At 62.8% G+C, this 20,822-nt stretch carries 18 protein-coding genes and 1 tRNA gene; 13 read left to right on the forward strand and 6 right to left on the reverse strand.

The window, feature by feature from the left end:
- The first annotated feature begins 42 nt into the window (after positions 1–42).
- Positions 43–1,101 carry an ornithine cyclodeaminase gene (locus tag PVW27_RS02060; RefSeq protein ID WP_274554875.1) on the forward strand — a complete coding sequence of 353 codons (1,059 nt, stop codon included), beginning with the start codon at positions 43–45 and terminating at the stop codon, positions 1,099–1,101.
- 217 nt (positions 1,102–1,318) lie between these two features.
- On the opposite strand, the gene PVW27_RS02065 is transcribed toward PVW27_RS02060, so the two are convergent.
- Positions 1,319–4,996 carry a vitamin B12-dependent ribonucleotide reductase gene (locus tag PVW27_RS02065; protein WP_274554876.1) on the reverse strand — a complete coding sequence of 1,226 codons (3,678 nt, stop codon included), beginning with the start codon at positions 4,994–4,996 and terminating at the stop codon, positions 1,319–1,321.
- Between the two features lie 566 nt (positions 4,997–5,562).
- Between PVW27_RS02065 and PVW27_RS02070 the strand changes: the two genes are divergently transcribed.
- Positions 5,563–6,045 (forward strand): hypothetical protein, encoded by a 483-nt coding sequence (locus tag PVW27_RS02070; RefSeq protein WP_274554877.1) that lies wholly within the window; start codon positions 5,563–5,565, stop codon positions 6,043–6,045.
- A gap of 21 nt (positions 6,046–6,066) precedes the next feature.
- Here the strand turns inward: PVW27_RS02070 and PVW27_RS02075 are convergent.
- The 4 genes from PVW27_RS02075 to pdxH all read right to left on the reverse strand — a co-directional run bounded on the left by PVW27_RS02075 (position 6,067) and on the right by pdxH (position 8,000).
- Positions 6,067–6,143, reverse strand: a tRNA-Pro gene (locus PVW27_RS02075).
- Positions 6,144–6,226: 83 nt separating this feature from the next.
- Positions 6,227–6,742 (reverse strand): DUF192 domain-containing protein, encoded by a 516-nt coding sequence (locus tag PVW27_RS02080; RefSeq protein WP_432762048.1) that lies wholly within the window; start codon positions 6,740–6,742, stop codon positions 6,227–6,229.
- Positions 6,739–7,275: a cold-shock protein gene (locus PVW27_RS02085; protein ID WP_274554878.1), complete on the reverse strand. Its 537-nt coding sequence runs from the start codon at positions 7,273–7,275 to the stop codon at positions 6,739–6,741. The genes PVW27_RS02080 and PVW27_RS02085 overlap by 4 nt, the downstream gene beginning before the upstream one ends.
- 119 nt (positions 7,276–7,394) lie before the next feature.
- On the reverse strand, positions 7,395–8,000 hold the full coding sequence (gene pdxH / locus PVW27_RS02090; RefSeq protein ID WP_274554879.1) for a pyridoxamine 5'-phosphate oxidase: 606 nt from the start codon (positions 7,998–8,000) through the stop codon (positions 7,395–7,397).
- 223 nt (positions 8,001–8,223) lie between these two features.
- Between pdxH and fabI the strand changes: the two genes are divergently transcribed.
- From fabI to PVW27_RS02120, 6 genes are all read left to right on the forward strand, one after another.
- The gene (fabI, locus tag PVW27_RS02095) at positions 8,224–9,048 is read left to right on the forward strand and encodes an enoyl-ACP reductase FabI (RefSeq protein WP_274554880.1); all 825 of its coding nucleotides are present in this window, start codon (positions 8,224–8,226) and stop codon (positions 9,046–9,048) included.
- Positions 9,049–9,078: 30 nt separating this feature from the next.
- The gene (gpt, locus tag PVW27_RS02100; protein ID WP_274554881.1) at positions 9,079–9,582 is read left to right on the forward strand and encodes a xanthine phosphoribosyltransferase; all 504 of its coding nucleotides are present in this window, start codon (positions 9,079–9,081) and stop codon (positions 9,580–9,582) included.
- 90 nt (positions 9,583–9,672) lie between these two features.
- Positions 9,673–10,848: an aminotransferase gene (locus tag PVW27_RS02105; protein WP_274554882.1), complete on the forward strand. Its 1,176-nt coding sequence runs from the start codon at positions 9,673–9,675 to the stop codon at positions 10,846–10,848.
- Between the two features lie 91 nt (positions 10,849–10,939).
- On the forward strand, positions 10,940–12,796 hold the full coding sequence (locus PVW27_RS02110) for a peptidylprolyl isomerase (RefSeq protein ID WP_274554883.1): 1,857 nt from the start codon (positions 10,940–10,942) through the stop codon (positions 12,794–12,796).
- 11 nt (positions 12,797–12,807) lie between these two features.
- A complete protein-coding gene (trpE, locus tag PVW27_RS02115) occupies positions 12,808–14,316 on the forward strand; it encodes an anthranilate synthase component I (RefSeq protein ID WP_274554884.1) in 1,509 nt (502 codons plus the stop codon).
- A 10-nt stretch (positions 14,317–14,326) separates the two neighbouring features.
- A complete protein-coding gene (locus tag PVW27_RS02120; RefSeq protein WP_274554885.1) occupies positions 14,327–14,884 on the forward strand; it encodes an rRNA large subunit pseudouridine synthase E in 558 nt (185 codons plus the stop codon).
- Positions 14,885–14,888: 4 nt separating this feature from the next.
- Here PVW27_RS02120 and PVW27_RS02125 read toward each other — a convergent pair whose 3' ends face one another.
- On the reverse strand, positions 14,889–16,502 hold the full coding sequence (locus PVW27_RS02125) for a polysaccharide deacteylase family 2 protein (protein ID WP_274554886.1): 1,614 nt from the start codon (positions 16,500–16,502) through the stop codon (positions 14,889–14,891).
- Between the two features lie 206 nt (positions 16,503–16,708).
- On the opposite strand from PVW27_RS02125, the gene PVW27_RS02130 reads away from it, so the two are divergent.
- The 5 genes from PVW27_RS02130 to PVW27_RS02150 are packed head-to-tail and all read left to right on the forward strand — an operon-like array spanning position 16,709 to position 20,790.
- A complete protein-coding gene (locus PVW27_RS02130; protein ID WP_274554887.1) occupies positions 16,709–17,290 on the forward strand; it encodes an anthranilate synthase component II in 582 nt (193 codons plus the stop codon).
- On the forward strand, positions 17,287–18,306 hold the full coding sequence (gene trpD, locus PVW27_RS02135) for an anthranilate phosphoribosyltransferase (protein ID WP_274554888.1): 1,020 nt from the start codon (positions 17,287–17,289) through the stop codon (positions 18,304–18,306). The genes PVW27_RS02130 and trpD overlap by 4 nt, the downstream gene beginning before the upstream one ends.
- Positions 18,306–19,118, forward strand: coding sequence for an indole-3-glycerol phosphate synthase TrpC (gene trpC / locus PVW27_RS02140; RefSeq protein WP_274554889.1), 813 nt, complete (start codon positions 18,306–18,308; stop codon positions 19,116–19,118). Before trpD ends, trpC begins: the two co-directional genes overlap by 1 nt.
- Complete coding sequence (moaC, locus tag PVW27_RS02145) at positions 19,118–19,600, forward strand: cyclic pyranopterin monophosphate synthase MoaC (protein ID WP_274554890.1); 483 nt, start codon at positions 19,118–19,120, stop codon at positions 19,598–19,600. The genes trpC and moaC overlap by 1 nt, the downstream gene beginning before the upstream one ends.
- Positions 19,597–20,790, forward strand: coding sequence for a molybdopterin molybdotransferase MoeA (locus PVW27_RS02150; protein WP_274554891.1), 1,194 nt, complete (start codon positions 19,597–19,599; stop codon positions 20,788–20,790). The genes moaC and PVW27_RS02150 overlap by 4 nt, the downstream gene beginning before the upstream one ends.
- Positions 20,791–20,822 lie beyond the last annotated feature (32 nt).

Genomic DNA, 20,822 nt, shown 5'->3' on the forward strand with positions numbered 1-20,822 from the left:
TTTCCCTGTTCCGCAACCGCTCACTCTCACAGGACTCACTCCATGCTGACCCCTTCTGCCAAGGCGCTGGTGCCTTTCGTCTCTGTCGATCACATGATGGGGCTGGTACATCACATCGGCCTGCCCCGCGTTCTGCGCGAACTGGCGGATTGCATCGAGGATGACTTCCGCCGCTGGCCGCATTTCGACAAGACGCCGCGCGTGGCCAGCCATTCGGATGTCGGGGTAATCGAGTTGATGCCCACATCTGATGGGGAACTTTACGGGTTCAAATACGTGAACGGCCATCCCGGCAATATGCGGTCCGGGCTGCAAACCGTCACGGCTTTCGGAATGCTGGCGCGGGTGGACAATGGATATCCGGTGCTGTTGTCGGAAATGACCCTGCTGACGGCGATCCGCACGGCGGCCACCTCGGCGATGGCCGCGCGGCATCTGGCCCCAAAGGGTGCCACGACCATGGCGATGATCGGCAATGGCGCGCAGTCAGAGTTCCAGTGCGTCGCAATGCAGGCCATCTGCGGGATCAGCCATATCCGGCTTTACGACATCGACCCCGTCGCGACGGCCAAGGCCGCGCGCAATCTGGCTGGTTCGGGTTTGCAGATCACCGCATGCTCCAGCCCGGAAGAGGCGATCCTCGGCGCGCAGATCATCACGACCAGTACCGCCGACAAGCAATACGCCACGATCCTGACCGACAACATGGTGGGCGCGGGCGTGCATATCAACGCGATCGGCGGGGACTGCCCCGGCAAGACGGAACTGCATCCCGATATCCTGCGTCGATCCTCGATCTTTGTGGAATATCCCGAACAGACCCGGATCGAGGGCGAGATACAGCAACTCGCCCCGGACCATCCTGTGACAGAGCTTTGGGAGGTCATCACGGGCAAGGCGGCAGGCCGTACAGAGTCCCGCCAGATCACGCTTTTCGACAGCGTTGGCTTTGCGATCGAGGATTTCAGTGCCCTGCGCTACATCCGTGACCGTATAGTCGGCACGCCCTACTTCAAGCCGCTTGATCTGCTGGCCGACCCTGACGACCCGCGCGATCTGTTCGGGATGCTGGCACGGGCCACCCCTTCCGACGTCACCTGAGCTTTGCCGCACATTCGCTTGATACAAAAAGAAAAAGGAGGGATGCACGCATCCCTCCAGTTTCACGGATCAGGCTCAATCTGTTGACCGCTCGGTACGTCTCGCCTGCGTCCCGATCCGCGCGGGGCAAGCGCACCTGCCCCGGATATCGCAGGTTTCCATCGGGAAATCCCACAACGTATAAGCGACGGGCGCCGTAAAGCGCCCGTCAATCCTCTTAGCTGCACCCGCTTGTCGCGCCGCAGGTGTTGCACTTCATGCAGGTGCCGTTGCGCACCAGCGTGTAGTTGCCGCAATCGCCGCAGGCCTCGCCTTCATAGCCCTGCATCTTGGCTTTGGTGCGGGCATCCATCGTGACGGTGCCGCTGGCCATTGCCGTGGTCGTGGTCACGCTGGCCGAGGCACGGAAGCTGGCTTCGGGGACGAGCGTCTGCAGCGCCGAAACAGGATCGGTGCCGGTCCGCATCAGCTCGTTCATGCCGTTCTGGCCACCTTGAAAGACCACCAGTTCCTGCGGGAGACGCTTGCGCAGATAACCGGTCGAGCTGATCTGCTTGAGCACCTCAAGGCTGCGCGAGGCTGCGTTTTCCGAGATTTCCGAGACGTTGGATACGCCCTCTTCCTCGCCCCGGCCCAGATCGTCGAAGCTGGCGCCCTGCGGCTTCACATGGGCCAGATCGGTGCGGTCCAGATAGGACACGGCCAGTTCGCGGAAGATGTAATCAAGGATCGAGGTCGCATTCTTGATCGAGTCATTGCCCTGCACCAGACCGGCCGGTTCGAACTTGGTGAAGGTGAAGGCATCCACGAACTCCTCCAGAGGCACGCCATACTGAAGACCCACGGACACGGCGATGGCGAAGTTGTTCATCATCGCGCGGAAGCCCGCACCTTCCTTGTGCATGTCGATGAAGATCTCGCCCAGCTGACCATCGGCATATTCACCGGTGCGCAGATAGACCTTGTGACCGCCAACGATGGCCTTCTGGGTGTACCCCTTGCGCCGCTCGGGCAGCTTTTCGCGGCCACGGGCGATTTCCTTGATGATGATCTTCTCGACGATCTTCTCGGCGATGACGGCCGCCTTTTCCTGCGCCGAACCGGTTTCGAGGATTTCCAGCGCCTCGTCATCATCCTCGACCAGCGCAGATGCCAACGGCTGGCTGAGCTTCGAGCCGTCACGATACAGCGCGTTGGCCTTGACCCCCAGTTTCCAGCTCAACTCATAGGCTTTCTGGCAATCGGTGATCGTCGCATCGTTGGGCATGTTGATCGTCTTGGAGATCGCGCCCGAGATGAAGCTTTGCGCCGCAGCCATCATGTAGATGTGGCTGTTCACACTCAGATACCGCTTGCCCTTCTTGCCGCAGGGGTTGGCGCAATCGAAGATGTGGTAGTGCTTGGGGTCCAGATGCGGCGCGCCCTCAAGGGTCATGGTGCCGCAGACATGGTCGTTCGCCGCTTCCACATCGGCCTTGCTGTAGCCCAGATGGCGCAGCAGATCGAAGGTCGGATCGTTCAGCTTCTCGGCCGGGATACCCAGCACGTTCTGGCAGAACTCGGTTCCCAGCGTCCACTGGTTGAAGACGAAGCGGATGTCGAAGGCCGATCCCAGCGCGCTTTCCACCTTTTCGATCTCGCGTGGGCCAAAGCCGTGTCCGATCAGGCTGGTGGTGTTGATGCCGGGCGCGTTGCCGATGCTGCCGTGACCGACGGCATAGGACACGATCTCTTCGATCTGGGCCGAACCATAGCCCAGCTTTTCGAGGGCGGCTGGCACCGAGTGGTTGATGATCTTGAAATAGCCGCCTCCGGCCAGTTTCTTGAACTTCACCAGCGCAAAGTCTGGCTCGATCCCCGTGGTGTCGCAATCCATCACCAGACCGATGGTGCCTGTGGGCGCGATCACCGAGACCTGAGCGTTGCGGTAGCCGTGCTTTTCTCCCAGACGCAGCGCCTCGTCCCAAGAGGACATGGCCAGATCGACCAGTCGGGGATCGGGGCAGTTGGCGTGATCCAGCGGCACCGGCTTGGTGGCCAGAGCCTCGTAGCCATCGGTGGCGCCGTAAGCGGCGTTGCGATGGTTGCGGATGACGCGCAGCATGTGCGTGCTGTTGCGCTTGTAGCCGTCAAAGGCCCCCAGCTCGCCCGCCATCTCGGCGGAGGTTGCGTAGGACACGCCGGTCATGATCGCGGTCAGTGCAGCACACATGGCGCGCCCCTCGTCGCTGTCATAGCCCAGACCCATGTTCATCAGGAGGCCGCCGATATTGGCATAGCCCAGCCCCAGCGTGCGGAACTCATAGGACAGCTGCGCGATCTCCTTGGAGGGGAACTGCGCCATCATCACGCTGATCTCCAGCGTCACGGTCCACAGCCGTGTGGCATGCATGTAGTCTTCAACCTGGAACTGGCCGTCCTTGTAGAAGGTCAGCAGGTTCATGGATGCCAGATTGCAGGCCGTGTCATCCAGGAACATGTATTCCGAGCAGGGGTTCGACCCACGGATCGCGCCATCTTCCGGGCAGGTGTGCCAGTCATTGACCGTGTCATGGTACTGGATGCCTGGATCGGCGCAGGCCCATGCGGCGTGACCGATATCTTCCCACAGATCTCGTGCCTTGATCGTCTTCGCGACCGATCCGTCGGTGCGGCGGATCAGTTCCCAATCGGCGTCATTCTCGACGGCTTTCAGGAAAGCATCGGTGACACGGACCGAGTTGTTCGAGTTCTGGCCCGACACCGATGCATAAGCCTCGGAATCCCAGTCGGTGTCATAGGTCGGGAATTCGATCGACCCATAACCCTGCTTGGCGTAGTCCAGCACACGCTTGACATAGGTTTCCGGGATCATGACCTTCTTCGCGCTGCGGATCGCGTCCTTCAGCTGCGGGTTCTTGGACGGATCAACGGAGTCTTCCGAGCTGCCGTCCCATGCCTTGATCGCGGCGAAGATGGCGTTCAGCTTCTGCTCGTGCATCTTGGAGCCGGCAACGATGCTGGCAACCTTCTGCTCCTCTTTCACCTTCCAGTTGATGTATTCCTGAATATCGGGGTGGTCGGCATCGACGATCACCATCTTGGCCGCGCGGCGCGTGGTGCCGCCCGACTTGATCGCGCCAGCGGCACGATCACCGATTTTCAGAAAGCCCATAAGGCCTGAGGATTTGCCGCCACCCGACAGCCGCTCGCCATCGGCGCGGAGCGACGAGAAGTTGGTGCCGGTGCCGGAGCCGTATTTGAACAGACGCGCCTCGCGGACCCACAGGTCCATGATGCCGCCATCGCCCACCAGATCGTCCTTGACCGACTGAATGAAGCAGGCATGCGGCTGCGGATGCTCATAGGCGCTGGTGGATTTGGTCAGCTCTTTGGTCTGGTAATCCACATAGTAATGCCCCTGCGACGGGCCATCGATGCCATAGGCCCAGTGCAGGCCGGTGTTGAACCACTGCGGGCTGTTGGGTGCGGCGCGCTGGGTGGCCAGCATGAAACGCATTTCGTCGAAATAGGCGCGGGCATCTTCCTCGGTGGTGAAATAACCACCCTTCCAGCCCCAATAGGCCCAGGCCCCCGCCAGACGGTCGAACACCTGCTTGGACGAAGTTTCGCCCGTCTTTTCGGTCTTGTCCGAGGCAGGCACCGAGCGCCACAGGAATTCGGGCACGCCCTCTTCGGGCACCTTCTTCAGTTTGACCGGAATGCCGGCCTTGCGGAAATACTTCTGCGCTATGACGTCAGAGGCCACCTGCGACCAGCTGGAAGGCACTTCGACCTCGTCCAGACGGAAAACGACCGTGCCATCGGGGTTGCGGATCTCGGATGCAGTCTTGACGAAATCGAGCTCCGCATATGCGTCCTGCCCGGCTTTCGTGAATTTTCTCTCGATTTTCATGACTTGCCTCATCTCATAGCTTTAAATTTCCGATCCCGCGTCATTGCGCGACACCGTCGGACCGAAACATGAAGGACAAGGCTACCCTGTGGCTTGCCTCATCAATGAGGCAGTCCATCCTGCGGATCAGTTTGGCGGCCTCCACATTGCGTGAGCCACCTCTGCCCGATCTGGTTTTTGTTTGTCCCTCGCCGCGGCCCTTATACTCAACACAACATCTAGTGGGTCGCTCTCTCGGCTTACACAATCTGACGTATGAAGGGCGGCATCGTCAACTTAAGATTTTACCCAACTGACAAGAAAATACGCTTGACCCAGATTTTAAGCGAGTCGCGCCGCAGTCGTGTGACGCGCGGTATTTCGGCGGCACTGGGGACAGCTTTGTGGATATGAGATCAAAGCCGTTGATTTCGGCCCTCTTACTCCCCATTTCTCAGAAGTTGGCTTCAGTCTGGCATTGTTGCACCCCAAGGTGCGCGCATCCGGGCAAATCGCCGGATGATGCGGAAAGGACACGGGGCAACCACCACATGTTGATGGCAGATCGATTCTCTCGGCCCGACTCAGTGACTTCCGCATCGCGTGATCGTTTCCAGATCATGTGCCTGATCGCACCGCTGATCCTGATACTGGCGGGCTGCGCACCGGCCCCGCCACCGCCCGCCCCAGCGGCTGGCCCCCTGCCGGAAGTCGTCGCACGGTTCGAAACCCCGCCTGCCCGTCTGGTCACCGCATTGGAGCAGCTGTGCACAACGCCAGCCCAGCGGATCACGCGCCCCGCCGCGGGTGTGATCGAATGCCGGATGCTGCTGGGGCCCGAGGCCACGGCAGGTGCGATCCTGCGCTATGACGGCACGGTCGAGCGTTTGCCGGAAAGCGTGGTGCGGTTACGGGTGACAGAAGATGCGCAAGGATACCTGCTGGCCAGCGCCGCCTATCTGGAGGTGCCAAGGGCGGCGGGTGATGTGTTGCGCGTCGTCTTTCCCGATCCCGCGATGGACCGCAGAATGGCCCGCGTGCTCGAAAATCTCGGCGGCACGCTGCAATGAAATTTGCGTCTCTGGTGAAGATGGTCGGGGCGGAGAGATTCGAACTCCCGACCCTCTGTTCCCAAAACAGATGCGCTACCAGACTGCGCTACGCCCCGGACCGACCCCGCATCTAAACTGCCCGCGCGGGTTTGAAAAGCCCTTAACGCGGGCGAAGGACAATGCCCGTGCGGTTTTTTCCTCAGCAGGGCCAGGCGGCTGTTGCGGCGGCAAAGGCGGGATGGCGCATCTGGCTGCCGACGGTGATTCCCATCGCCCGTGCCAGACCGCCGTTGATCTCGAGAACGGTCAAAACACCGCTGCCGCCATCAATCGTCGTCTCGTCACCGGGGATCGCCTCGTGATGCACATGGCGCACCACCCCAGCCTCATCCGTGAAGATCATGTCGAGCGGGATCAGCGTATTGCGCATCCAGAAAGTCGCCCGCTGCGGGCGATCATAGATAAACAGCATCCCCGTGCTGCGGGGCATGGATTCGCGGAACATCAGTCCCTGACTGCGGGTCTGCGGCGTATCGGCCAGTTCGACGGAAAACCGCGCCTGCCCCCAGTCGCCACGCAGCAACACCGTATCCGCACGGCAGACGGGTTCCGCCTTTTCCTGCATCGGAGCAGAGGTTTGTGCCTGCGCCCCGATCTGACCCGCGCCGCCGATCAGCCCGAGAAGGCCAAGAACCAGCAGCGCGCGCCGGATCATGCCAAGCGCGCCTTGACCGCCGCTTCCCAAGCACAGACCTCGGTCGCCATGCGTCCGCGTTTGCCCTCGATCACCCGCAGGCATACAGCCTCGCCAGGTTGAAGATCCGCCAGACCCGAGCGCCGCAGCACTTCGATATGGATGAAAACGTCCTCGTGGCGCCCAAAGACATTCGCGAACCCGAACCCCTTGGCCTTGTCGAACCATTTCACCCGCGAGGGTTCAAGCGGTGCGTTGCGCATCACTTCGGGGTCGATTTCCTCGAAATCCGCCAACATCGCCGCGTCGCTTCCGGCGGGCGGCTCGATATGGAACACTTCGACCGCCTGAACACCACGCGCGGTATCCTGAACGTCGATCTCGATCCTGGCCCCGTCGGCAACGGAACTCTGTCCGAAGTTCCGAAGCACATTGGCATGCAGCAAAATGTCAGGGCCACCTTCGTCGGCGACTACAAACCCAAAGCCCTTTACAGGGTCAAACCACTTAACCGATCCAGACACTCTGCGGGTCGATGTCACATCATGTGTCACTTGAGCACCCACATCCGGTTTTTACTTTTCTCACAACGTTCATGACGCAAGTGTGTAGTATTGTTCAAGCCAAAAAAAACCAAGCATTCTTGGTGCCTGCCATTCACGCGACGTGAATGTCATGGGTTTAACCGTTCGATTTTCCAAGCATCTGCAGGGGATTCGCGGCGCCAGACGAAGCGGTCATGCAACCTGAACGCCCCGTCCGCCCAGAATTCGATTTCGACAGGATCTATCCGGTAGCCGCCCCAATAAGGTGGACGATCCGGATTTGGCCCCTTCAGCGCCGTGATCTTGGCCACTTCGGCCAGCAGCGAAGCACGAGACCCCAAGGGACGCGACTGCCGTGACGCCCAAGCGCCCAGTCTGCTTTTCAGGGACCGCGAGCGATAGTATTCATCCGCCTTCGGCCCGTCTTCCTTGCTGACCAGCCCACGGACACGGATCTGGCGGTGCAGCGATTTCCAGTGCATCACGAAGGCGGCCTTCCCGGCCCCATCCAGTTCCCTCGCCTTGGCGCTTTCATAGTTGGTGTAGAACACAAAAGCCGCAGGCTCGATTTCCTTGAGCAAGACCATGCGCGCATTGGGCAGGCCGTCGGCATCGACGGTCGACAGCGCTATGGCGTTGGGGTCGTTGACTTCGCTCTGCTCTGCCTCGGCAAGCCAGCGCCGGGCGATGTCGAAAGGATCGTCACCGGCAAAGATACCCTCACGGTCACTCATCATCTGTGCCTTTTTCAACCATGCGTTCCACACTTATACCTTACTGTCGGGCTGTCCATCTTGATGTAACGTCACAAACGGCCAAAAGGTTTCACCGCGCGGAAGATTTTTTTGGACACTGCGGGCGCCGGACTTTGCGGCCGGGGGTCCGCACCTGCCCTTGATGCGTCAGTTGCAATCCCCTAAAGGGATTGAAGCAATCACCTTGGGCAGGAATTCCGCAATGTCAAACACACTTATGGCCGGCAAGCGCGGTCTTATCATGGGGCTTGCCAATGACAAGTCGATCGCATGGGGCATCGCCAAGGCCTGTGCGGATGCAGGGGCCGAGATGGCCTTCAGCTATATGGGCGAGGCGTTCCGCAAACGCGTGGCTCCTCTGGCCGAAAGCATCGGTGTCACCACACTGATTGATTGTGACGTGTCCGACATGGACTCGGTCGATGCCGCCTTCGCCGAGATCGAAAAGACCTGGGGCAAGCTGGATTTCCTGGTCCATGCCATCGGCTTTTCCGACAAGAACGAATTGCGCGGGCGCTATGTCGATACCAGCCGCGACAACTTTCTGATGACCCTCGATGTCAGCTGCTACAGCTTCACCGCCGTGATGCAGCGCGCCGAAAAGCTGATGAAGAATGGCGGCAGCGCCCTGACCCTGACCTATTATGGCGCCGAACAGGTCATGCCCCATTACAATGTGATGGGTGTGGCCAAGGCCGCGCTGGAGGCTTCGGTGAAATATCTGGCCGAGGATCTGGGCAAGGACGGCATCCGGGTGAATGCGATCAGCGCCGGCCCGATCAAGACGCTGGCCGCCAGCGGCATCGGCGATTTCCGCTATATCCTGAAATGGAACGAGCTGAACTCGCCCCTGCGCCGCAATGTAACGATCGAGGATGTGGGCAAATCCGCGCTCTATCTGCTGTCCGATCTGGGATCGGGTGTTACGGGCGAGAATCTGCATGTGGATGCAGGCTACCATGTCGTCGGCATGAAGGCCGTGGACGCCCCCGATATCGACGCCGTGACCGGGCGCAAGGACGCCTGACCCGCCAGCCTCAGCACAAGGACAGATGCCATGACCGACCGCCTGCCCCACGAAAAAGGTTTTCACATCAGCTGGGACCAGATCCATCGCGACAGCCGCGCTCTGGCCTGGCGGTTGCAGGGCTATGGGCCCGACAACGGCGCATGGCGCGCAGTCGTGGCCATCACCCGCGGCGGCATGGCGCCCGCGATGATCGTCAGCCGCGAACTGGATATTCGCGTGGTGGATACGATCTCGATCAAGTCCTATGACCACCAGAGCCAGTCCGAGGCCAAGGTGCTGAAAGCGCCCGACGCAGACCTGATGGGGGACGGCACCGGTATCCTTATCGTCGATGATCTGGTGGACAGCGGCAAAACGCTTGAGGTCGTGCGCCGCATGTACCCCAATGCCCATTTTGCTACTGTCTATGCCAAGCCCAAGGGCCGCCCGCAGGTGGATACCTTCATCACCGAAGTCAGCCAGGACACCTGGATCTTCTTCCCCTGGGACATGGCGTTGCAATATGTCGAACCCTATCGCGGCCGCGACTGATCGGCGGGGTCCGCACGCCCTGCTGTTTCTTCTTGCTCCAAATATCCATTCCCGCGTCCTCCACCCGCGCGGCGCTCAAGGAAGGCTCCCATGACCCAGACCCGCACCGCCGCGACATTCGCCCCCCCGGTGATGGAGGCGCGGCGCTGGCTGGACGGGGTCAGCTTCCCGGCGGATCGCCCGCTGATCAATGTCAGCCAGGCCGCTCCGGTCGAGTTGCCACCGCTGGCCATGCGCGAGGCGATCGCCGATGCCGCGATCAATACCGCGCAGGCGCATCTTTACGGCCCCGTTCTTGGCAGCCCCGAATTGCGCGCCGAGGTCGCAGCCCGCACAGCCCGCCTTTACGGCGGCATCGTAGAACCGGCACAGGTCGCCATCACCTCGGGCTGCAATCAGGCCTTCAACGCGGCGATCATGGCCCTCACCACCGAAGGGGATGAGGTTATCCTGCCAACCCCTTGGTATTTTAATCATAAAATGTGGCTCGACATGGCTGGTGTCACCGCTGTGCCGCTGCCGACAGGGGCGGATATGCTGCCCGACCCCGATCACGCGGCCGCCCTGATCACCCCGCGCACCCGCGCGATCACACTGGTCAGCCCGAACAACCCCGCCGGCGTCGAATATCCTGCCAGTCTGATCCGCGCCTTTGCCGATCTGGCCCGCCGCCACGGCATCGCATTGATCGTGGACGAGACCTATCGCGATTTCCATTCGATCAGCGGGCCTGCCCATGATCTTTTCACCGATGCCGCGTGGGACGATACGCTGATCCAGCTCTATTCCTTCTCCAAGGCCTACCGCCTGACCGGGCACCGCGTGGGCGCCATGCTGTCCAGCCCAGCCCGTCTGGCCGAGGTCGAGAAGTTCCTTGATACAGTCACCATCTGCCCCAACCAGTTGGGCCAGATCGCGGCGCTTTGGGGCATGCGGCATCTGGACCAATGGCTCGCGGGCGAGCGGGACGAGATCCTGTCGCGCCGCGCAGCGATCGAGGCGGGCTTTCCGCGTCTGGCCGCGCAGGGCTGGGCCTTGCGCGGTGTGGGTGCCTATTTCGCCTATGTCGCGCATCCTTTCGACCTGCCCTCGGACCGGCTGGCCCAGCATATGGTCAAGGCGGCAGGTGTGTTGGCCCTGCCCGGCACGATGTTTGTGCCCGAAGGCGATCCCAGCGGCGCACGGCATCTGCGGATTGCCTTTGCCAATGTGGATGCGGCTGGCATCGGCACGCTGTTCGACCGGCTGGCGGATCTGCGGGTGTGACCCGCCATCGGCGGGGCCGATCCGGCCTTGCCCCGCGCGGATGCAGCGCGTAGACAGTTTCAACTCGAAAACACCCGGAAAGAGGCGATTTATGGCACGTGGCGGTATCACGAAATTTCTGGTCTGGACCCTGCTTGGCCTGCTGATTGTCGGGCTTGCCGGATTTGGCGCGACAAACCTGTCGGGGGCGGCACGTTCGATCGGGTCGGTAGGCGATCAGGAGATCAATATCGACGAATATGCCCGCGCCCTGCAGGAGGAGATCCGCGCCATCGAGGCGCAGACCCGTCAGCCGCTGAGCTTTGCCGAGGCACAGGCCTTCGGACTGGACCGCAACGTGCTGGCCCGTCTGGTGACGGCTGCGGCACTGGACAATGAGGCCGCGCGCCTGGGAATTTCGGTTGGTGACGAAGTTGTAGCGGATCAGATCCTTCAGATCCCCGCATTCCAGTCGATCAATGGCGAATTCGACCGCGAGGCCTATCGCTTTGCCCTGCAACAGGCCGGATTGAACGAAAGCCGGTTCGAGGATCAACTCCGCCGTGAGACCGCGCGCAGCCTGCTGCAAGGTGCCATGGTGCAAAGCGCCGTGATGCCGCAGACCTATGTGGATACGCTGATCGCCTTTGCGTGGGAACGGCGCGCGTTCTCTTGGGCCACGCTGGATGCAAGTCAGCTTGAGGCCCCTGTGGGGGCACCGACCGAAGAGCAGCTGCTTGCCTGGTACGAGGCCAATCCCGAGGTGTTCACGACACCGGCCGCCAAGCGGATCACCCTGGCCGCGCTGACCCCCGACATGATCCTTGACCAGGTCACCATCGACGACACGGCCTTGCGGGCCGAATATGACGCCCGTGCGACTGATTACAACACGCCGGAGCGACGGCTGGTCGAGCGTCTGGCCTTTGCCAATGACGCAGCGGCCGAAGCGGCGATCGCGGCCCTGACAGCGGGTGAGACCGATTTCGAAACGCTGGTGCAGGATCGCGGCCTGACGCTGGCCGATGTGGATCTGGGCGATGTGCCGCTGGCTGATCTGGGTGCCGCCGGCGAGGCTGTCTTTGCCGCCGAAGTGGGCGCCGTGGTCGGGCCATTCCCCAGTTCGCTGGGACCGGCACTGTTCCGGGTGAACGGTGTTCTGGGCGCGCAGAACATCACCTTCGAGGAGGTGCGCGACGATCTGGCCGCTGAACTGGCCCCCGACCGCGCCCGCCGCGTAATCGAGGCACAGGCCAGCGGGATCGACGACATGCTGGCCGGTGGTGCCACACTGGAGGAACTGGCCGCCGATACGGATATGCAGATGCAGACCCTCGACTGGTCGGAAGAGGTGGATGCGGGCATCGCCGCCTATCCCGCTTTCCGCCGTGCGGCGGCCGCCTTGGACGCCGATGATTATCCCACGCTGATCGAACTGGACGATGGTGGTGTATTCGCCATGCGTCTGGAGGAAGAACTGGAACCGCGCCTTCTCCCGCTGGAGGACATGCGCGAAGTGGCCGTGGCCGGATGGCAGGCGGACGAGACCTTGCGCCTGCTGCGCACCCGCGCCGAGGCTGTCGTGGCCGGCTATGCCACGACCGGCGATCTGGCCGCCGAGGGCCTGACCGTGACCGAAGAGCGCAACATCACCCGCGATCAGTTCATCCCCGGCACGGCCCCCGGTTTCCTGAACCGCGTGTTCCAGATGGCACCCGGCGATCTGGCCGTGATCGACGGCCCGGCCGAGGGTGCTGGCCCCACCGTCCTGATCGTGCGGATGGACGAGGTCCTGCCCGCAGATGAGACCGATCCGGGTGTGACGGCGCTGCGCGACCGTCTGTCCGAAAGCGGCCGCGCCGGTCTGGCACAGGATCTGTTTCAGGCTTATGTCGGGCAGTTGCAGACGCAGGCAGGCGTGCAACTGGATCAGGCCGCGATCAATGCGGTGCATACCAACTTCCAGTAAGGATCGCTTCCGTGGAACTGACACCTGATTTCCAGACCTTCGCCCGCGCCTATGATGCGGGGCAGAATCAGGTCGTCTATGCCCGGCTCGCCGCCGATCTGGATACGCCCGTTTCCTTGATGCTCAAGCTGTCGGGCGCGGCCAAGGACGCGTTCATGCTGGAATCCGTGACAGGCGGCGAAGTGCGTGGGCGCTATTCGATCATCGGGATGAAACCCGATCTGGTCTGGCAGTGCCACGGCACATCCAGCCGTCTGAACCGTCACGCGCGTTTCGATCCCGACGCCTTTGCCGATCAGACGGGTGATCCACTGGCCAATCTGCGCGAACTGATCGCGGAAAGCCGGATCGACCTGCCCGAGGGTCTGCCCGCCGCCAGTGCGGGCCTCTTCGGTTATCTTGGCTATGACATGATCCGGCTGGTCGAGAACCTGCCCGATGTGAATCCGGATCCGCTGGGCCTACCCGACGCGATGATGTTGCGCCCCACCGTGGTGGCGGTTCTGGACGGGGTCAAAGGCGATGTGACAGTCGTCTCGCCCGCATGGGTCAGTGACGGGCAATCGGCGCGGGCCGCCTATGCGCAGGCGGCCGAGCGGGTGATGGACGCGCTGCGCGATCTGGACCGCGCCCTGCCACAAGCCACGCGCGAGATGGGCGATGCGCGCGATGTGGCACCGCCGGTCTCGAATTTCTCGCATGCCGCCTATCTGGCGGCTGTGGAGAAGGCCAAGGATTATATCCGCGCTGGCGACATCTTTCAGGTCGTCCCTTCGCAGCGCTGGACTCAGGATTTTCCGCTCCCGCCCTTCACGCTCTATCGGTCGCTGCGGCGCACGAATCCTTCGCCCTTCATGTTCTATTTCAACTTCGGTGGCTTTCAGGTCATCGGAGCCAGCCCTGAAATCTTGGTGCGTGTCTTTGGCCGCGAGGTGACGATCCGTCCCATAGCGGGCACGCGCCCGCGCGGGGCCACGCCCGAACAGGACCGCGCCTATGAGGCCGAGTTGCTGGCCGACAAGAAGGAACTTGCCGAGCATCTGATGCTGCTGGATCTGGGCCGCAACGATGTGGGCCGGGTCGCCAAAATCGGCACCGTGCGCCCGACCGAACAATTCATCATCGAGCGATACAGCCACGTCATGCATATCGTGTCGAACGTGGTGGGCGAACTGGCCGAGGATCAGGACGCGCTCAGCGCCTTTTTTGCAGGCATGCCCGCAGGCACCGTGTCCGGCGCGCCCAAGGTGCGCGCCATGCAGATCATTGATGAGCTTGAGCCTGAAAAGCGCGGGATCTATGGCGGCGGTGTCGGCTATTTCAGCGCGGGCGGCGACATGGACATGTGCATCGCCCTGCGCACCGCTATCGTCAAGGACCAGAAGCTATACATTCAGGCGGGCGGTGGCGTGGTCTATGACAGCGACCCCGAATCCGAGTATCAGGAGACGGTCCACAAATCGAACGCGATCCGGCGTGCTGCCGCCGATGCGGCGCGCTTCTCGGGCGGCAATGGTTGAGGCGGGGTAAATGCCCCGGCTGATCTTGTTCAACAAACCTTTCGACGTCTTGTCGCAATTCACCGACAAAGGCAGCGCGGACAGTCCACGCGCAACCCTGTCGCAGTTCATCGACATTCCCGGCGTCTACCCCGCAGGACGGTTGGACCGCGACAGCGAAGGGCTGCTGCTGTTGACCGATGACGGGCGTTTGCAGGCGCGCATCAGCGATCCGCGACACAAGATGGACAAGACCTATCTGGCGCAGGTTGAGGGCCTGCCCGATGCGGCGGCCCTTCAGGCGCTGCGCGCTGGCGTGACACTGAACGATGGACCGACCCGCCCCGCCAAGGTGCGCAAAGTGCCGGAACCCGACTGGCTCTGGCCACGCATTCCGCCGGTGCGGTTTCGCAAGACCGTGCCGGACAGTTGGATCGAACTGACGATTTCAGAGGGTCGCAACAGGCAGGTGCGGCGCATGACCGCCCATGTGGGGCATCCCACCTTGCGGCTGATCCGTTTGCGCGTCGGCGTGTGGTCGCTCGGAGATCTGCCCCCCGGCCAGTGGTGCGAGGCTCCCCTGCCCTGACCGGTCAGTCTGCCGGATCAAGCACCGCCGACACAGGGGCCAGCGCGACACGTTGCGCCCGATCCTGCAATCCCCACAGCAGCAGCGCCGAGATCGTGTCCGGGCGCAGACGGCCCATCATGATCACGCCCTCACCATCTGTGGCTTGCAACCCTCCGGCTTGCTGACCGGCTTTGAACGCGCCCTGATCAAGGAACCGCCGGATGGCGGCTGCATCCTGACCGGCCCCATCGAAATCGCGGAAGACCGTAGCCGATGGCACGCCATCGCGCGCGGCTTGACGTTGAGCGGTGTTCAGCCCGTTGGGCAGCATGACCAGACCATAGCCGCGCTGACCCAGGATCGCGGATACCTGCTCGGACACCGTTCGGCTGGTCTGAAACCCGGTCGCATCGCCCTCCAGCACGGCCACCGCATCGGGAACAGCCGCAAGCGACACCTCCATCGCCACTTCGGCATCTTGTGGTGTGGAATCAGGGGCAAGGTCCACCAATGCCATGACCTCGAATCCCGCCGCGCGGTAACTGGCGGATGCTTCGGCGGCGTCGGGGCGCGCGGCGTCAACGGCAAAGGTCAGCGGATAGGGAAAGTCGCGCAACGCCTCGACCCCGATGACGGTATCGCCCCGGTCGATCAGGACGATGGCCAGAGGGGGACGACCCTCGGGATCCTCAAATCGCAGCGCATTGCGCCGCAGGGGGATATCGTTCTCGGCGGACAGGGTTTCGCTGTTGCCGCCGCTACCCGGTGCGGGGCGATCAATCAGCGATGTGGCAGGTGTTCCGATGGCTGGACGCACCAGTGGCGCGGTTTCCTGCACGGCCACAGGCGCATCGGGTGCGGCCTGTTCGGGCGTGACCGCCGGCGGTGCCGGCTCGATCACCGGCAAGGGCTGGCGGCGCGGCATCGGTTGAGGCTGGGGCATGGGCGCAAGCGCAGCCATCCCGGTTTCTTCTTCTGCCGGGCTTGGACGGTCGGGCGTGGCTTGATCAACCGCGGCTTGTGCCTGATCGGGTTGCGCCGGGTCGGTCGAGATGGCGGGCGCTGTCGCTTCGGCGCGCGAAGCGGGCGCCGTAGGCTCGGCTGGCGTTGCGCTGCGTGGTGTGCTGCCAGCCACTGACGGCGTGATCGCGGGGGCATCGCCCGCATCGGGCGGTGCGGACAGGCTGCCGCCGCCCTGATCCGCCTGCGGTTGCGCGGCAGGATCGCGCCCGAGAATCGACAAAGGCGGATTGGCGGGAGCGGTGGCGCTGTCCAGCGTCGGTGCGGTGGCGATCTGCGGCGCGGCATCGCCTTGAGGAAGGACGGCCTGCCCGTCTTCGCGCGCCGCATTGAACACACTGCCTGCGGGCACATCCACCTCTGCTGTCGTGGGCGGCGTGGCGGTGTCAGGCGCGCTGTCCACGTTTGTCCCGTCAACGGACGCAGATGCGGGTGGCGCCGAAGGTGCCGGAGCCGCCTCGGGCGCGGCTTTGTCCTGTGGGAGCGCGGCTGTTTGCTCTGACGGCAATGATCTATCCGCCGTGTCTGGCAAACCCGACAGGATCGACAAGGCCGACAGGCCGATCACAGACACGGCCCCACCCACAAGACTTCCGCGTATGAACCCTTTTGCCATCGTCCTGCCCTTTCTCTGCCTGCGGCCTCGTCACGGGCCTTCCTGCGTCCGGTGCGACCAAGACTTGATTGCGTTGCGCAACCAGACGACCTGACCTTTGCGCCCGCATTCTCGGTCACGCCCCTTGACGCTCCGGCGCAAGCCTGAACAAGTATACCGCGACCAAGGTGCGGGCCTCCAGCCCCCAAACGGAAAAGATAGGCCAGATGCTGCTGCTCATCGATAACTACGACAGTTTCACCTATAATCTGGTGCATTATCTGGGCGATCTGGGCGCGAATGTCACCGTGCGCCGCAATGATGCGCTGGATGTGCAGGCTGCGATGGCGATGAATCCGGCCGGGATCATCCTGTCACCGGGCCCCTGCGATCCGGATCAGGCGGGCATCTGTCTGGCCTTGACCGCCGCTGCGGCAGAAACACGGACACCGCTTCTGGGCGTCTGTCTGGGGCATCAGACCATCGGTCAGGCGTTCGGTGGCAAGGTGGTGCGCTGCCACGAGATCGTGCACGGCAAGATGGGCGTCATGCATCATGCGGGCCAAGGACTTTTCGCGGGTCTGCCCAATCCGTTCGAGGCGACCCGCTATCATTCACTGGTCGTGGAGCGCGAGAGCCTGCCCGATTGCCTTGAGGTGACGGCATGGCTGGAGGATGGGACGATCATGGGCCTGCAGCATCGTGAGCTGCCCATTCACGGTGTGCAGTTCCACCCGGAATCGATCGCCTCGCAACATGGGCACGAGATGTTGCAGAATTTCCTGAACGTGATGAAGGTTCCGGCATGAGTGATGCGCTGAAACCGTTGATCGGCCTTGCCGCCGAGCGTGCCCTGACCCGGGTCGAGGCCGAAACCGCCTTTGGCATCCTGTTCGCGGGTGAAGCAACACCCAGCCAGATCGGCGGCCTGCTGATGGCCCTGCGGACAAGGGGCGAAACGGTGGATGAATATGCCGCCGCCGCTGCGGTCATGCGTTCAAAGTGCCACGCGGTGCGCGCGCCCAAGGGTGCGATGGATATCGTGGGCACGGGCGGCGACGGGATGGGGACATTGAACATCTCGACCGCTGCGGCGTTTGTTGTCGCAGGGGCCGGCGTGACCGTGGCCAAGCATGGCAACCGCAATCTCAGCTCCAAATCAGGTGCAGCAGATGCGCTGACGCAGCTTGGCATTCAGGTGATGATCGGCCCGCAAATTGTTGAAAAAGCAATAAATGCCTGTGGCATCGCGTTCATGATGGCGCCGATGCATCATCCGGCCATGGCCCATGTCGGGCCCACGCGGACCGAACTTGGCACGCGGACGATCTTCAATATTCTCGGCCCCCTGACCAACCCCGCCGGGGTCAAGCGGCAATTGACCGGGGCCTATCGGCGCGATCTGATCCGCCCCATGGCCGAGGTGCTGGGACAGCTTGGGTCAGAGCGCGCCTGGCTCGTGCATGGCTCTGACGGCACAGATGAAATGACCATCACCGGCGTCAGTTGGGTGGCCGCGCTGGAAGAGGATGGCACCATCCGCGAGATCGAGCTGCACCCCGAGGATTTCGGTCTGCCCGTCCATCCGTTCGAGGATATCATCGGCGGCACGCCATCCGAGAATGCCGCAGCGCTGCGTGCCCTGCTGGAGGGAGCGCCGGGGGCGTATCGTGATGCGGTGCTCCTGAATGCGGCGGCGGCTTTGGTGGTAGCCGGTCAGGCCCCGGATCTGCGCGAGGGCGTGGCCCGCGCGCGGGAAAGTATCGACAGCGGGGCCGCAACTGAAAAGCTCGCCGCCCTTGCCAAACTGACATCGGAGACATGATGACCGACACGATTCTGGACCGCATCAAGACCTACAAGCTGGAAGAGGTCGCGGCTGACAAGGCCGAGCGGCCACTGTCCGAGGTCGAGGCTGCGGCGCATGCCGCCCCGCCAGTGCGCGGCTTTGCGGATGCGCTGCATGCGGCCAGCCGCACCGCATACGGCCTGATCGCCGAGATCAAGAAAGCCAGCCCCTCGAAAGGTCTGATCCGCGCGGATTTCGACCCCGCGGCCCTGGCCGAAGCCTATGCCGCCGGGGGGGCCGCCTGCCTGTCGGTGCTGACGGATACCCCCAGTTTTCAGGGGGCCAAGGACTATCTGGTGCAGGCCCGCGCCGCCTGCGAGTTGCCGGTGCTGCGCAAGGATTTCATGTATGACCCCTATCAGGTCGCCGAAGCACGGGCCTTGGGGGCGGATTGCATCCTGATCATCATGGCCTCGGTCGAGGATTCTCTGGCGCAGGAACTGGAAGATGCCGCAGCCCATTGGGGTATGGACGCGCTGATCGAGGTGCATGACGAGACCGAACTGGAACGCGCCTCGCTCTTGAAGTCGCGACTGATCGGCATCAACAATCGCAATCTCAACACATTCGAAACCTCACTGGACACGACGCGGCGATTGTCGAAGCAGGTGCCGGTCGACCGGATCATGGTCTGCGAAAGCGGGCTGTCCACACCCGCCGATCTGGCCGACATGGCGATGTATGGCGCGCGCTGCTTCCTGATCGGCGAAAGCCTGATGCGGCAAGACGATGTGGAACTGGCAACACGGACCTTGCTGGCCAATCCACTAAGTCCCGGTGGCATGTGATGGCGCAGAAGGGCCTGAGCCATTTCGATGCGCAGGGTCAGGCACATATGGTGGATGTGTCCGACAAGGCCGTGACCTCGCGGGTAGCCGTCGCCGCGGGCTGGATCAGGATGGCGCGTGAAACATTTGATATCATTGGAGAAGGCCGCGCGAAGAAGGGCGATGTTCTGGGGATTGCGCGGCTGGCCGGCATTATGGGCGCCAAGAAGACAGCCGATCTGATCCCGCTCTGCCACCCTCTGCCGATCACGAAAGTCGCAGTGGAACTGACGCTTGATCCCGACCTTCCCGGCGTGCAGATCACGGCAACCGTCAAGACCACCGGCCAGACCGGCGTGGAAATGGAGGCACTGACCGCTGTCAGCACGGCCGCCCTGACCGTCTATGACATGGCCAAGGCTGTGGACAAGGCGATGGAGATTGGCGGCATCCATGTGACCTTGAAGGATGGCGGCAAGTCAGGAAGGTATGAGGCGGAATGATCTCGGTCGCCGAAGCCCAAAAATTGTGCCTTGCCTTGGTGCGGCCATTGACGGCGGAACAGATACCGCTGGCGCAGGCGGCAGGGCGGGTCCTCGCGGCAGATGTGCTGGCAGGGCGGGCGCAACCACCCTTTGCGGCCTCGGCCATGGATGGTTACGCGCTGCGGGATGCGGATTGTCGGCCCGGCGCGATCTTACAGGTCGTGGGCGAAGCAGCGGCAGGCCATGCTTGGGGCGGCCGGATCGGCGCTGGCGAGGCGCTGCGCATCTTTACCGGCGCGCCCGTGCCCGACGGCGCGGAACGCGTCGTCATTCAGGAGGATGTGACCCGCGCTGCCGACCGCATCACACTTGGCGACAGATTGGACACCGGCACGAACATCCGCCCGCAAGGCGCTGATTTTCCAGCCAATCATGTTCTGAGCGCCTCCCGAAGGCTTGGCCCGTCAGAACTGGCCCTGCTGGCTGCCATGAATGCGGGCCATGTGCCTGTCACGCGCAAGCCCGAGGTGGCGATCATCGCCACAGGCGATGAGTTGGTCATGCCCGGAGAGGACCCGCGCCCGGATCAGATCATCGCGTCGAACCTTTTCGCCTTGAAGGCGATGATCGAGGCCACAGGTGGGCATGTCCGCCTGTTGCCCATTGCCCGCGACAGCGAAGCCTCGCTCGTGACCGTCTACGAGATGGCGATGGGGGCAGATCTGATTGTCACCATCGGTGGCGCCTCGGTCGGGGACCACGATCTGGTGGCGCAGGTCGCGGCGCGGTTCGGGCTGGAACAGAGTTTCTACAAGATTGCCATGCGCCCCGGAAAGCCCCTGATTGCAGGGGCCTTCGGCGATGGCACACCCTATCTGGGCCTGCCCGGCAACCCGGTATCGGCCATCGTCTGCGGGCATCTGTTCCTGCTGCCGATGCTGCGGGCAATGCTGGGCCTGCGCGAGGTGTTGCCGCCTGTCCTGCGCGCCCGTCTGACCGCCGGGATCGAGGGCAATGGTCCGCGCGCCCATTACATGCGGGCACATCTCTCTGACAGCCCAGACGGGCGGGAGGTCACGGCCTTCGACCGTCAGGACAGTTCCCTGCTGACGGTGCTGTCCGAGGCGAATGCCCTATTGTTGCGCCCTGCCAATGACGGACCCCGCGCGGCCGGTGACAGTGTCGAGGTTCTGCCGCTGTCGCACTGACCGCGTGACAGGGCGCTGAGAGGACTGTTGAC

Source organism: Seohaeicola sp. 4SK31, assembly GCF_028802875.1.
Lineage (GTDB): Bacteria > Pseudomonadota > Alphaproteobacteria > Rhodobacterales > Rhodobacteraceae > Seohaeicola.